11 protein-coding genes are annotated in these 14036 nt (G+C 67.0%); 8 read left to right on the forward strand and 3 right to left on the reverse strand.

The genetic code is table 11. The annotated features are described in order from the left end of the window. Positions 1–18 precede the first annotated feature (18 nt). The 4 genes from ACFVWT_RS19965 (at position 19) to ACFVWT_RS19980 (ending at position 5318) form a co-directional block, all read left to right on the forward strand. Positions 19–768, forward strand: coding sequence for a hypothetical protein (locus ACFVWT_RS19965; RefSeq protein WP_390250912.1), 750 nt, complete (start codon positions 19–21; stop codon positions 766–768). 436 nt (positions 769–1204) lie between these two features. Further along, positions 1205–3016 carry a proline--tRNA ligase gene (locus tag ACFVWT_RS19970; protein WP_390250914.1) on the forward strand — a complete coding sequence of 604 codons (1812 nt, stop codon included), beginning with the start codon at positions 1205–1207 and terminating at the stop codon, positions 3014–3016. A gap of 17 nt (positions 3017–3033) precedes the next feature. Next, entirely contained in the window at positions 3034–3828 is a 795-nt protein-coding gene (locus ACFVWT_RS19975) for a sulfite exporter TauE/SafE family protein (protein WP_390250916.1), read from the forward strand. Between the two features lie 65 nt (positions 3829–3893). Next, positions 3894–5318 carry a pyridoxal phosphate-dependent decarboxylase family protein gene (locus ACFVWT_RS19980; RefSeq protein ID WP_390250918.1) on the forward strand — a complete coding sequence of 475 codons (1425 nt, stop codon included), beginning with the start codon at positions 3894–3896 and terminating at the stop codon, positions 5316–5318. Here ACFVWT_RS19980 and ACFVWT_RS19985 read toward each other — a convergent pair. The 3 genes from ACFVWT_RS19985 to ACFVWT_RS19995 all read right to left on the reverse strand — a co-directional run bounded on the left by ACFVWT_RS19985 (position 5315) and on the right by ACFVWT_RS19995 (position 8504). Then, complete coding sequence (locus ACFVWT_RS19985; protein ID WP_390250920.1) at positions 5315–6361, reverse strand: aminoglycoside phosphotransferase family protein; 1047 nt, start codon at positions 6359–6361, stop codon at positions 5315–5317. The two genes, ACFVWT_RS19980 and ACFVWT_RS19985, sit on opposite strands and share 4 nt — an antisense overlap. Positions 6362–6403: 42 nt before the next feature. After that, a complete protein-coding gene (locus tag ACFVWT_RS19990) occupies positions 6404–7135 on the reverse strand; it encodes a VIT family protein (protein ID WP_390250922.1) in 732 nt (243 codons plus the stop codon). Positions 7136–7217: 82 nt separating this feature from the next. Further along, positions 7218–8504 carry a ferritin-like domain-containing protein gene (locus ACFVWT_RS19995; protein WP_390250924.1) on the reverse strand — a complete coding sequence of 429 codons (1287 nt, stop codon included), beginning with the start codon at positions 8502–8504 and terminating at the stop codon, positions 7218–7220. Positions 8505–8609: 105 nt separating this feature from the next. On the opposite strand from ACFVWT_RS19995, the gene rimP reads away from it, so the two are divergent. From rimP to infB, 4 genes are all read left to right on the forward strand, one after another. Continuing rightward, positions 8610–9227, forward strand: coding sequence for a ribosome maturation factor RimP (gene rimP, locus ACFVWT_RS20000; protein WP_390250926.1), 618 nt, complete (start codon positions 8610–8612; stop codon positions 9225–9227). Further along, positions 9227–10207, forward strand: coding sequence for a transcription termination factor NusA (nusA, locus tag ACFVWT_RS20005; protein WP_043480087.1), 981 nt, complete (start codon positions 9227–9229; stop codon positions 10205–10207). The genes rimP and nusA overlap by 1 nt, the downstream gene beginning before the upstream one ends. A 223-nt stretch (positions 10208–10430) precedes the next feature. After that, the gene (locus ACFVWT_RS20010) at positions 10431–10763 is read left to right on the forward strand and encodes a YlxR family protein (protein WP_390251109.1); all 333 of its coding nucleotides are present in this window, start codon (positions 10431–10433) and stop codon (positions 10761–10763) included. A 152-nt stretch (positions 10764–10915) separates the two neighbouring features. Next, a complete protein-coding gene (infB, locus tag ACFVWT_RS20015; protein ID WP_390250928.1) occupies positions 10916–13828 on the forward strand; it encodes a translation initiation factor IF-2 in 2913 nt (970 codons plus the stop codon). Positions 13829–14036: the final 208 nt, after the last annotated feature.

Genomic DNA, 14036 nt, shown 5'->3' on the forward strand with positions numbered 1-14036 from the left:
AACTTTATTGGGGGATAAATGAATACGTCCGTTGTGCGCTTTTTAGGAGCATCCGCCTTGCTGGTGCTGGGGCTGTCCGCTTGCAGCGGACCCGCTAATACCGCGGAAGCCGGGCCGGCCTCGGAAACTTCCGCCGCGACGGCTACGCCCAGCCCGACTCCCACGGAAGACGGGTTCAAAATGCTGACGGCCGATGAGCTCGCGGCGATCACCGGAGCGGTGAAGGACTCGGAGAGCGTAGCCCTGTCCGTGATGCCCGCGGAGAAAGTCTCGCAGGCGCTCGATCAGATGATGTCCCTGATGACCGAAGTCCGGGTGGAACCCGCTGAGTGCAATTCCATCGCGACGGGCACGGCACTCAAGCCGGATAGCAACACCACGTTGGCGGTTGGCGCATCCACGGCCTCCACGGCAGCACTGACCCAGACGCTTTCCCTCCTCTCCGGCGTTGAAAAGGAAAAGCTGGACCGGACGCTCGCGCAGCGCGACAGCGACATCGAAGCCTGCAGCAACATCAGCATGGAGATCGGCGGAATGTCCATGACAGCAGCCACCACCAGGCTTGACAGCAGCGCCGCCACTCCCGGCGCCGTCGCCATGCAGACGGACGTCACGCTGCCCACGGGCGCCACCCAGAGCACTGTGATGACCTTTGCCGTCAAAGGTAGAGTCCTGATCTCCGCGCAGGCTTCAGGGTCGGGTGTTACCTCTTCCGACCTGACGTCGGCGGAGGCATTGCTGGACCAGGCGGCGGCCCTCATTGACTAACCGGCCGCCCTCCGGGACGCACGCGGTAACGCGGAGTCAACTGCAGAAAACTGCGTGACGACTCTTGTAATGGTGCCGTGGATCACATAGGTTCTTCCTAGCCGCGCCGATGGGGTGCGTGCGGTCTCAGAGGGGAAATCAGCAGATGGCACTGGACGTTGACCTTCCCAGCAGGCACGCCTAGCGCTTCCTCCGGACTTATCGGTCCGACGGGCCGTAAGAGCCACGCCAAAACAGGATGACCAGCCGGTGACGGCCAGGGGCTTCCTTTAGTTCTGGCGTGGCTCTTCTCCGTCCGGCGCGGATTTCAGCGTCCGACGCACGTGGCCGGCGGCCGGGAACCCGGCACCCGCCGCTCCACGGTAGATTAGTACCCAGACGAATTTGCCAAGCCCGTCATCAGAACAGGCACCTCCCAAGAAACGGATTCCTACCCGTGGTCCTTCGACTTTCCAAGCTGTTCCTGCGCACCCTGCGCGAAGATCCCGCCGACGCCGAGGTGGCGAGCCACCGGCTCCTGGTCCGTGCCGGGTATATCCGCAGGGCAGCGCCGGGCATCTACACCTGGCTGCCGCTGGGCCTGAGCGTGCTGCGCAAGGTGGAGAAGGTCATTCGCGAGGAAATGGCCGCCATCGGCGCCCAGGAAGTGCACTTTCCGGCGCTCCTGCCCAAGGAGCCCTACGAGGCCACGAACCGCTGGACCGAGTACGGCGAGGGCATCTTCCGGCTCAAGGACCGCAAGGGCGGGGACTACCTCCTGGCTCCCACGCACGAGGAAATGTTCACCCTGCTGGTCAAGGACCTGTACTCCTCGTACAAGGACCTTCCGTTGAGCATCTACCAGATCCAGAACAAGTACCGCGACGAAGCCCGGCCCCGCGCGGGCCTGCTGCGCGGCCGCGAGTTCATCATGAAGGATTCCTACTCGTTCGACGTCGACGACGCCGGCCTGGACGCGAGCTACAACGCGCACCGCGCCGCCTACCTGAAGATCTTCGAGCGCCTCGGCCTCGAAGTTATTCCGGTGGCTGCCACGGCGGGAGCCATGGGCGGCTCCCGGAGCGAGGAGTTCCTGCACCCCACCGAGATCGGCGAAGACACGTTCGTGCGGTCAGCTGGCGGTTACGCGGCCAACGTTGAAGCCGTCACCACCGTGGTGCCTGCGGACATCGACTTCACCAACGCGCCTGCCGCCGAGATCCGGGACACCCCGAACACTCCCACCATCGACACGCTCGTGGACGCAGCAAACGAGCTGGCTCCCCGCGGGGAGAACGACGGCGGCGCCTGGACGGCCGCTGACACGCTGAAGAACGTCGTCCTCGCCATCACCCTGCCCACCGGCGAGCGGCAGATCGTCGTCATCGGCGTGCCGGGTGACCGCGGCGTGGACCTGAAGCGGGTTGAGGCCAACATCGGCGCCTACCTGCCGGTCGCCGGCGAGATCACCGTGGAGGCCGCCGGCGAGGAAGACCTTGCCCGCAACCCCCTGATCGTCCGCGGCTACCTGGGCCCCGGCATGTCACTGAGCGCACCGCTCCTCGGACTCGAAGGTGCCGCCAAGCTCCTGTACCTGGTGGATCCCCGCGTTGTCAGCGGCACCGCCTGGGTCACCGGAGCCAACATGGCCGGAAAGCACGTCTTCGGCCTTGTGGCCGGCCGGGACTTCGGCTGGGACGGCGTAATCGAGTGCACCGAAGTGCGCGCCGGTGACGAGGCCCCGGACGGTTCCGGTCCGCTGGAAACCGCACGCGGCATTGAGATGGGCCACATCTTCCAGCTCGGCCGCAAGTACGCCGAAGCCCTTGAGCTGAAGGTCCTGGACCAGAACGGCAAGCAGGTGGTGGTCACCATGGGTTCCTACGGTGTCGGCGTCACCCGTGCCGTCGCTGCCCTGGCCGAATCCAACCACGACGCCAAGGGCCTGGTCTGGCCCCGTGCAGTGGCTCCTGCCGATGTCCACGTTGTGGCTGTGGGCCGGGGCGAGGAAATCTTCGCTGCCGCCGAACAGCTGTCCCTCGAGCTCGAAGCCGCCGGCCTCGAGGTCATCTACGACGACCGCCCCAAGGTGTCCCCGGGCGTTAAGTTCGGCGACGCGGAACTCATTGGCGTGCCCACCATCCTGGCCGTTGGCCGTGGGCTGGTGGACGGCGTCGTGGAGATCAAGGACCGCCGCAGCGGTGAGGCAGAGAACGTTGCCGTCGAGAAGGCTGTTGACTACGTGGTCAACGCCGTCCGCAGCAAGTAACCCTCCCGGCTGACGGAGTGATCTCGGGATTCGAGTCGCTGGAGCCCGCCACGTTGATCCTGATCCTCGTGGCGGGCTTCGCCGCAGGATGGATTGATGCCGTGGTGGGTGGCGGGGGACTCATCCAGCTCCCGGCGCTGCTGCTGGTGCCGGGCATCAGCCCGGTCCAGGCCCTTGCCACTAACAAGATGGGCTCGATCTTCGGGACCACCACCAGCGCGGTGACGTACTACCGCCGTGTCCGGCCCGACCTGCGGACAGCCATCCCCATGGCCGTCATTGCGCTGGCCGGAAGCTTCGGCGGTGCGGTGCTGGCCGCCACCCTTCCGGCGAGTGTTTTCAAACCCATCATCGTGGCGGCGTTGGTCGCCGTCGCGCTGTTCACGGCGTTCAAACCCAATGTCGGCGACCTGACCTCGCTCCGCCACGACGGCAGGACTCACTACGTGGTGGCCTGCGTCATAGGGGCGGCCATCGGTTTCTACGACGGCCTGATTGGGCCCGGTACAGGATCTTTCCTGATCATCGCCCTGGTTTCCGCGATGGGTTACGCCTTCCTTGAAGCCAGCGCCAAGGCAAAAATCGTGAACATGGCCACCAACGCCGGCGCCCTGATTTTCTTCCTGCCGCACGGCTCCTTGTTGTGGGGCGTGGGCCTCGTGCTGGGGCTCGCCAACATGGCAGGCGGCTACCTCGGGGCGCGGACTGCGGTGAAGCAGGGCAGCACCTTCATCCGCAACGTTTTCCTCGCCGTCGTCGGCGCCCTGATCCTCAAGCTGGGCTTCGACATCTGGCAGGACACCTTCGCCTAGGCCCTTGAACCGACGGCGAACGAAAGACCCTCCCGGCCGGAGGGGAGCGGGCGTACCATGCTCCTATGTCAACAGGGGACGCACCCTACCGGGCCGCCTTGGACGCCGCAGCCCGGCATGCCCGTGAATGGCTGGAAAGCCAGCCCACCCGCCACGTAGCGCCCCGGGCTACCGCAGGGGATCTGGAGGCCGACTTCGGCGGCCCGATGCCCGAGAACGGCCTTCCGGCGGGCGAAGTGATCGACTATCTCGCGGCCGAGGCGGAACCGGGCCTGATGGCCATGCCCTCGGGCCGTTTTTTCGGCTGGGTTATCGGCGGCACCCTGCCCGCCGCCCTGGCAGCGGACTGGCTGGTCAGCGCCTGGGACCAGAACTCCTTCCTACGCGCTGCCACGCCCGCCACCGCGGCCATTGAAGCGGCCGCAGGGCAGTGGTTCCTGGATCTGCTGGGATTACCCGAAGCGGCCGACGTCGGGTTCGTCACCGGCGCGACGATGGCCAACTTCGCCGGGCTTTCTGCCGCACGCTGGCGCGTCCTTGAGCAAGCAGGATGGGACGTAAACGCCGCCGGGCTTGCCGGCGCCCCGGCTGTCCGCTGCCTGGTCGGGCAGGAACGCCATGACTCGGTCGATCTCGCGCTGCGGTATCTGGGCCTGGGGCACCCCGTCGCGGTGCCCTCGGACCGGCAGGGCCGTATCGATCCGGCGGAGCTGGACTGCGCATTGGACCGTGCCCTGGTCGAAGCATCCGGGAAGGCAGGGGGAATAGCTCCTGCACCGCCGATTGTCTGCCTGCAGGCCGGAAACCTGCATTCCGGCGCGTTCGATCCCTTTCTCGAAGCGATCACCGTGGCGAAGGCACATGGCGCATGGGTGCATGTTGATGGTGCCTTCGGGCTCTGGGCGGCCGCGGTGCCCGAGCTCGCCGCCCTCACCGCCGGGCTGCACCTGGCTGACTCGTGGGCCACCGATGCGCACAAGACACTCAACGTGCCCTATGACTGCGGCATCGTGGCCGTGCGGGACACGGAGGCGCTGGAGGCCGCGATGAGCGTGAACCCCAGCTACATGATCCGCGATGCCGGTGCCGCGGCCGATCCCTTCCAGACCGTCCCGGAACTTTCCCGCAGGGCACGCGGGGTGCCCGTCTGGGCGGCGCTGAAAGCCCTTGGCCGGAACGGTGTTGCCGCGCAGGTGCGCAACCTGGTCAGCCGCGCCTCGCAGTTGGCGCAGCAGCTGTCGGCGCTGGACGGTGTCGAAGTGCTCAACGACGTCGCCTACACGCAGGTTTCACTGGTGTTCGGCGATGACGCCACGACTCGGGCCGTGACGGCCCGGATCATCGAGGACGGCCTCGTTTGGATGTCCGGTTCCCGCTGGCGGGGGCGGGATGTGCTGCGCATTTCGGTGAGCAACTGGACAACGGACGACGCCGACGTCGAAGCGGCCGTCGAGGCGGTGCGGAAGGCCGTGACAGCAGTCCGGGGCTAACGCGTAGCCTGCCCCGCTCCTTGCCAGGGTCCGGCTTCCCCCGGTGCCGCTTGTCCCGGCTCGGGGAGGTCATGTGCCGCGGGTAATTCGTCAAGGGTGCGTCCGGCCAGCGTGCTCGCCACCCAGAGCGAACGCGCAAGGTCGCCGCCGTGGTGCGGGCGAGACGCATACCAGAGCGCATTTTCGACTTCACGGGCGAGGCTCCACTGCCGGGCCACGTCGGCATCAAGCCCTGCGGCGGCGCTGAATTCACGGCACCTGTCCAGCAATCCCCGGCCGGGGTTGCTGCGGGGGAGGTCGAGGATGCGGTTCCACAGGAGCGGGGCCACGGAGAACTCGGCTTCACCGATCATCGGCTGGGGGTCAATTGCGGCAAAACCGCCCTGCGGACGGGCCAGGATGTTCAGGTAGTGGAAGTCCGTGTTGACCAGCACATCGGTTCCCGCACGGCGGCCCACAGCTCCGCGCGTCTGGCAAACCTCGAGGGCGGCTTCCAGAAGCCAGCGGGGAAAAGGCCTGCCGAGCTGCTCCCAGTCCGCTGGAAGATCATCGCTCCACTGTTCCGCGCGGGCGGCCACATGGGCGAATTCCTGCCACTCCGGGCGCTGGTCCGGGGTAAGGCCCAGCTGCTGTGTCAGGCTGCCCCAGACTTCCACGGCTGTTTCCATCGGAACGTGCTGGAGGGAGCAGCCCGCGTCCAGCCTCTCCAACAACATGGAACAGGTGCCGGGGTCGGACTCCAGGAGCCGCACCGCGCCGTGGCCGTCCCAGAGCTGGAGGGCGAAGCGCTCCACCCGGGCCTCGTCGTGCGGGTAGGCAACCTTCAGGGCAGCAGGGACGCCCTTCCGCGTGACCGGGACAACCACGCCGCCGTGGCCGTTCCAGGGCAACTGGCCCGGCTCGAGGTCCACCTCAAGGTCCCACCGCTCCAGGCGTCCGCAGATCAGTCCCTGGAGCGAACCCAGCCAGGCACGTCCGCCGCTGGCCCGGCTGTAGCGGCGGCGAAGGTCATCCGGGATGGGGATTTCTGCGGGCGGTTTCATCGGATCCAGCGTACTGCCGGATCGTCGCCGGCATGCGGAGGGTCAAGCCACGATGCCGCTGGCACCCAGCAGGTTGCCGATGGCGAACGTTGCGATAAGTGCCAGCGCGCCGCCCACCACCACCCGGACGGCGGCCTTCATTTTAGAACCTCCGCCGATCCACGCCCCCAGTGCACCCGTTGCCGCCAGGGCCACCAGCACGGCCGCGAAGGTCAGGGGGACGCGGATGTTTTCCGGCGGGAGCAGGATTGCCAGCATGGGCAGGATCGCTCCGACCAGGAAGGCTATTGCAGACGCGAAGGCGGCATGCCACGGGCTGACGATGTCGGTTTCGTCGATGTGCAGTTCGGCGGAAAGATGGGCGCCCAGCGCATCGTGGGCCGTGAGTTCCTTGGCCACGGTGTGGGCGGTCGCGGGGCTGAGGCCCTTTCCCTGGTAGATGGCGGCGAGTTCCTCGAGCTCTTCTTCCGGCTTCTCGGCCAGCTCGCGCTTTTCCTTCTCGATGAGGGCCTGCTGGCTGTCCTTCTGGCTGCTGACGGACACATACTCGCCCAGCGCCATGGAGATGGCGCCGCCCACCACGCCGGCCGTGCCGGCGATGAGGATGGGACCGGAATCGGTGGTGACACCGGCGACGCCCACCACGATCGCAGCGACGGAAACGATGCCGTCGTTGGCCCCGAGCACGCCGGCGCGCAGCCAGTTCAGCCGGTGGGCAATGTCGTTGTGGTGCGGTTCGTTCTCATGCTGCGTTGCTACCCGGGCGCTGTCCATGCCTATAGCAAATCACTGGTGCCGGCGGCATGCCAGTAACACAGGGCTAAGGAAGGTAAGGCACGCTTTGGCCCGGGGTCCATTAGCCGGCGTCCGACGGCTCCGGCGAAGCTTCCGGAGCCCCGGATTCCGTGGCCGGGCTGTCAGGGGCGAGCTGGGGAAGCCGCGCCGTGTCCACCACGATGCCCGGGAGGGGACCGGAGTCGGCGCCCCATTGCGCGGCACGGCTGGCGGCGGCCAGCAAACCTGCAATGGCCCACTGCCGGGTGCTGCCGTCGCTCAGGGCCACCAGGTCCCCATACACCGGCAGGGTTCCTGCCTCGAGGCTGCCCAGGCCGGCAGCCGGCGATTCGAGGAACAGCGGTCCGAGCGTGTAGCCGGCTTCCCGCGGGGGAATGTCCGCGCACTGGGCCCTGCTGAGGGCCTCGGCTTCGGCCAGGACTGATTCATGCCGGGCCAGCAGCTGTGACGCCAGGCCGGCGGGTGCGCCCTCTAGGCGGGCAAGGGCTACCTGGTAGCCGTAGACCGTCTCAGCCTCGGTCTTGACCGCCATCGCCAGGGCAGTCGCCGGCGTCGCCGCCCCTGCGGCCGGACCGGACGCGGCCGGGTCCGGCCGGCAGGAACTTTCGACGGCGGGCGGAGAGCCGCCCGGAGAAGCAGCGGCCATAGACCCAGGGACTGGAGAGGCAGCCGACGGAGATGCGCCCGGCTGCGGTGCAGCGGCCGCCGCTGCCGGCGGCGCTGCAGTTTCCGGGGAAGGTGCTGGAAGCGCGGGCAGTTCCGGGGCGGTTGCCCCCAAGCCGGTCGCCAGCGAGGACGCCTGAAGAACCTGTGCGGTACCGACGGCGGCAAGCAGACGCGCTATCCCGCCGTCGGACGCTTCCGCGTCCCTGAGACGCTGGCTGCCGCTGGCGGATAAAGAGGCCACAAGCCCGGTGGGGGAGTCCGGCCCCGAGGGTTCCCCGCTCACGGGGGGAGAGGCGGACACAGCTGCCGTGCCGGACGCCGTGGCGGAGGCAGCACCCGATGCTGAGCCGGATGTGGCGTCCGTGGCCGAAGGCGACGGCTTCTGGCCGGGACCGGACAGGGCCCTCGCCTGGGTTGTCAGCAAAGTCACAGCGCGCAGCAGCGCCTGGCGCTCGGCACCGGAAACGGAATCGGCAAGTTTGCTGCCGGCGGTGCGCAGCTGCATCGTTTCGGCGAGGGCCGCGGCCCTCGCCTGCTCGGAAAAGGGAGGCTCCGGCGCCTCGGGCGGCTGCCCCGGAGTCAACGCCAGCCCCAGGCTGATGACCAGCACTGCCAGTGACGCCAGGATGCCGTACCGGAAATAGCGGCCCGGCCGGCGTTTTTCCTTGGTGTCGTCTTTCACAACAGACCATGTTGTCATGCCCGGCAGCCGGCGAGTGCACCACGGCGCCCATAAAATCGCTACGCTAGTACACACAACATCATCTAGCGGGAGGCGGCCGGCATCGTGAGTAATGCAGAAGCCACGACTTCATCAGACCGGACCGGGACGGGCAAGGCTGAGGCCGAATCCGTGCATAACCCGGAGGCCGAGCGCGTCCGGGCGCTGCTGGAGCCCTCGGTCCAGGCGCACCGGCTGTACCTGGAGGACGTGTCCATACACGTCGCCGGTGCCAACAGGGTGGTCCACGTGGTGGTGGACCTGCCGCAGGAAGAGACCGGCGGAGTAAGCCTTGACGTCATTGCCGAGATCTCCAAGGAGCTTTCCGGCATTCTGGACAGCGATCCCAGCTACGACAGCCGCCCGTACGACCTCGAGGTTTCCTCGCCCGGAGTCGGACGTCCCCTGACTGAACCGCGCCACTGGCACCGCGCCCGCGGCCGCATGGTCAAGGTAAATGTCATCCAGGGCGAGAACCTCACCGGCAGGATCCAGGCCGTTGATGACGACGGCGTGACCCTGGTTCCGGAGATCGCGGCCAAAAAGGGTATGAAGCCCAAGCAGGGCGAACCCGAGAAGATTCCTTTCGACAGGATCCGCAATGGAAAAGTCGAGATAGAGTTCAGCCACCTCGATGAGGTCGGTCTGGAAGATGAAAACAATGGACCTTCTGAGGAGGCCTGATGGATATTGACATGAGCGCACTGAGACTTCTGGAGCGTGAGCGTGAAATCCCGCTGGACCTCCTGATCCCGACCATCGAGCAGGCACTGCTGGTGGCCTACCACAAGTCTCCGGGAGCCTTCGAAAAGGCCCGCGCAGAGCTGGACCGCAAGAGCGGCCACGTGACCATCTGGGCCACTGAAATCGACGACGACGGCGCCCCCATCGGCGAGTTCGAAGACACCCCGGCCGGGTTCGGCCGCATCGCTGCAAGCACCGCACGGCAGATCATCCTGCAGCGCCTGCGCGACGCGGAGGACGACAACGTCCTGGGCCAGTTCAAGGGCCGCGAGGGCGAGCTGGTTGCCGGCACCATCCAGCAGGGCAACAACCCGCACATGATCCAGGTGAACCTTGGAACGGTTGAGGCGCTGCTTCCCCCGCCCGAACAGGTACCCGGCGAGAAGTACATCCACGGCAACCGGCTCCGCGCCTTCGTGATCGACGTGCACCGCGGCACCAAGGGCCCGTCCATTACGCTGTCCCGATCCCACCCCGGCCTGGTCCGGAAGCTCTTCGAACTGGAAGTTCCGGAGATCGCCGACCGCTCGGTGGAGATCGTGGCGCTGGCCCGCGAAGCCGGCCACCGCACCAAGATCGCCGTCAAAGCCAACATCCCGGGCATCAACGCCAAGGGTGCCTGCATCGGTGAGATGGGTTCACGCGTCCGGGCCGTCATGACCGAGCTTAACGACGAAAAGATCGACATTGTCGATTTCAGCGAGGACCCGGCGACCTTCATCGCCAGCGCCCTGTCGCCGTCGAGAGTGAATTCCGTCACGATCACGGATGAGGCAACGCGCTCCGCCCGTGTCGTCGTCCCGGACTACCAGCTGTCGCTGGCCATCGGCAAGGAGGGCCAGAACGCCCGTCTGGCCGCAAAGCTCACGGGCTGGCGGATTGACATCGTCTCCGACGCGGCGGTTCCGCGCGAAAACTAGGCCGCTCCGGCGGACTGCCCCTTGGATTGTCCCGCCCGGTTTCGACCCGTCGTTTCGGGGCCGGGGCACCTGAGGGGCTAGAATAGACATTGACCGCGCCTTATGGCCGGTATTCGTGCGCCTTGAGCGTGCCCGCAGAATCTGCGTTCGTCAAGAATGCGGAGCGTGCAGGCGGGTTCGGGGCAGCAGATTTGTAGGCAGGAAGATACTCACCGTGGCGCTAGTGCAACACCCTGAGGATCAGCCGCAACGTACCTGCATCGGATGCCGAAAGAAGGGCCCGCGGTCTGAGTTACTCCGGCTCGTCGCCGAAGGCAACGGTTCCCCCGTTGTCGTGGTGGACGAACGACGCCGGATGGCTGGCCGGGGTGCATGGCTGCACCCCAGCGAAACGTGCCTGGCGCTGGCAATCAAGCGGCGTGCGTTCGGACGTGCCCTCCCGGGCACCACCGGAACTGCCGCCGTCGAACGCCGGATAACGGCAGGCACGCAAGCCGTGGACACTCCGGTGGCCGCAGCAACAACCGTCCAACCTGAAAGCGGGTCAGAAAACTGATGGAAACCCGATGAGTTCCCAGCGATGAGTGCGCAACGATGACAACTTTGTTGCGCTCTGCAATGGGCCTTTCAGCTGCTATCGCGGCGAAGGTCCGCAGTAAGAAGTAGACGGTTCGTGCCTGGCTCGGTGCGGACCGAGACAGGAGAAATGTGGCCAAGGTCCGCGTACATGAGCTCGCTAAAGAGCTCGGTATTACTTCCAAAGATGCAGTAACCAAACTGCAGGAACTGGGCGAATTCGTTCGCTCTGCCTCTTCCACCATTGAGGCCCCCGTTGTGAGGAAACTCCGCAACGCCTACCCCGCCGCAGGCGCTTCGAAGTCCGAAGCTCCCGCAGCAGCGCCCAAGGCGCCTGCCAGCCCCTCGGCTTCCCGTCCGGCCCCCGCGCCGGGCCCGGCAGCCCCCAAGGCTCCGGAACCCAAGGCTGAAGCTCCGGCCGCGGCCCCCGCGCCGTCGGCGCCTGCCCCCGCAGCAGCACCGGCTCCCGCGGCTCCGGCTCCGGCAGCAGCTGCTCCGGCGGCTCCGGCTCCGGCTGCACCGTCCACCGGTGCAAAGCCCGGCGCACGCCCGGCACCGAAGGCTGAAGCTCCGGCTGCCCCCTCCCGCTCCGGCGGACAGGGCGGTTCGGCACCCCGTCCGGGCGGTCCCCGCCCCGGCAACAACCCCTTCGCCACGTCCCAGGGCATGCCCCGGGGCCGCGGCGGCGACAACGAACGTCCCCCGCGTCCGGGCAATAACCCGTTCGCTCCTTCCCAGGGCATGCCCCGTCCGGGCGGAAGCCGTACCGAAGGCGAACGCCCCGGCGGCCCGCGCCCCGCGGCCGGCGCCGGCGGTCCCCGTCCGGGCGCTCCGCGTCCCGGCGGTACCCAGGGTGCACGTCCCGGCGCTCCGCGTCCGGCCGGTGCTCCCGGTGCACGACCCGGTGCAGGCGGCGGAAACCGTCCTACTCCGGGCATGATGCCTAACCGCACCGAACGTCCCGCACCCGCTGGTGCAGGCCGTCCCGGCGGCGGAGGCCGCGGTCCCGGACGCCCGGGTGGCGCACCCGGTACCGGCGGCGCTCCCGGCGCCGGCGGCGGTGCTCCGGCCGGCGGTGGCTTCGGCAAGGGTGGCCGCGGTCGCGGTGGTACCCAGGGTGCCTTCGGCAAGGGCGGTGCAGGCCGCGGCAAGCAGCGCAAGTCGAAGCGTGCCAAGCGCCAGGAACTCGAGCAGATGAGTGCTCCGTCGCTGGGCGGCGTCAGCGTGCCCCGCGGCGACGGCAACACCGTTGTGCGGCTCCGTCGCGGCTCGTCCATCACGGACTTTGCCGACAAGATCGAGGCGAACCCCGCTGCACTGGTGACCGTGCTCTTCCACCTCGGCGAAATGGCCACGGCCACGCAGTCGCTGGATGAAGAGACCTTCGCCCTGCTCGGCGAGGAGCTTGGCTACAAGCTCCAGGTTGTGTCCCCGGAGGACGAGGAGCGCGAGCTGCTCTCCGGCTTCGACATCGACTTCGACGCCGAGCTGGAAGCCGAAGGCGACGAGGAACTCGAGGCACGTCCTCCTGTTGTCACCGTCATGGGTCACGTTGACCACGGTAAGACCCGCCTGCTGGATGCCATCCGTAACTCCGACGTCGTCGCGGGTGAACACGGCGGCATCACGCAGCACATCGGTGCTTACCAGATCACCACCGCGCACGAAGGTGTCGACCGCAAGATCACCTTCATCGATACTCCGGGCCACGAGGCGTTCACCGCCATGCGTGCCCGTGGTGCGAAGGTCACCGACATCGCCATCCTGGTGGTCGCAGCGGACGACGGCGTTATGCCGCAGACCGTTGAAGCCCTCAACCACGCGCAGGCCGCCAACGTGCCGATCGTCGTGGCCGTGAACAAGATCGACAAGGAAGGCGCCAACCCGGACAAGGTCCGCGGCCAGCTGACCGAGTACGGACTGGTTCCGGAAGAATACGGTGGCGACACCATGTTCGTGGAGGTCTCTGCACGCCAGAACCTCAACATCGACGAGCTGCTCGAGGCCGTCCTGCTTACCGCAGACGCAGCCCTGGACATGCGCGCCAACCCGAACAAGGACGCCCGCGGTATCGCGATCGAAGCCAACCTGGACAAGGGCCGCGGTGCGGTTGCCACCGTCCTGGTTCAGTCCGGCACGCTGCACGTCGGCGACACCATCGTGGCAGGCACGGCCCACGGCCGCGTTCGTGCGATGTTCGACGACGACGGCAGCGTCCTGACCGAGGCCGGCCCGTCCCGCCCCGTGCAGGTGCTGGGTCTGTCCAACGTCCCGCGCGCCGGCGACACCTTCTTTGTGACCGCTGACGAGCGCACCGCCCGCCAGATCGCCGAGAAGCGTGAAGCAGCAGACCGCAACGCCGCCCTGGCCAAGCGCCGCAAGCGCATCAGCCTGGAAGACTTCGACCAGGCCGTCGCCGAAGGCAAGATCGACACCCTCAACCTCATCCTCAAGGGTGACGTGTCCGGTGCCGTGGAAGCCCTCGAAGACGCGCTGCTCAAGATCGACGTCGGCGAAGGTGTCCAGCTCCGCGTTATCCACCGCGGTGTCGGTGCGATCACGCAGAACGACGTCAACCTGGCAACGGTCGACAGCGCGGTCATCATCGGCTTCAACGTCAAGCCCGCCGAGCGTGTTGCCGAACTGGCAGACCGCGAAGGCGTGGACATGCGCTTCTACTCCGTCATCTACGCAGCAATCGATGACATTGAGATGGCCCTCAAGGGCATGCTCAAGCCGGAGTACGAAGAAGTCCAGCTTGGCACCGCCGAAGTCCGCGAAGTGTTCCGTTCCTCCAAGTTCGGCAACATCGCCGGTTCCATCGTTCGCTCGGGTGTTATCCGACGCAACACGAAGGCCCGTATCAGCCGCGACGGCAAGATCATCGGTGACAACCTCACCGTTGAGACGCTCAAGCGCTTCAAGGACGACGCCACCGAGGTCCGCACGGACTTCGAGTGTGGTATCGGTCTTGGCTCATACAACGACATCAACGAGGGTGACATCATCGAGACCTTCGAGATGCGCGAGAAGCCGCGCGTCTAGTCTGAGCTATACAGGTCGGGGGCGTCGGATTTTTCCGGCGGCCCCGCCCCTACGCTGGGCGGCACTGGATCTGCGATCCTGTGCCGCCCAGCTCCGGTAGGCCCGATGCCACTCCCGGGCCGCCGGAAAAAATCCAACGCGGGTCCGTCGTAGACTCGCTTTAGGTGCGTGGCAATTAACCGAACCTTTGTACGCAAGCCGCTAAGGC

It is taken from the genome of Arthrobacter sp. NPDC058288 (genome assembly GCF_042880995.1).
GTDB lineage: Bacteria > Actinomycetota > Actinomycetes > Actinomycetales > Micrococcaceae > Arthrobacter.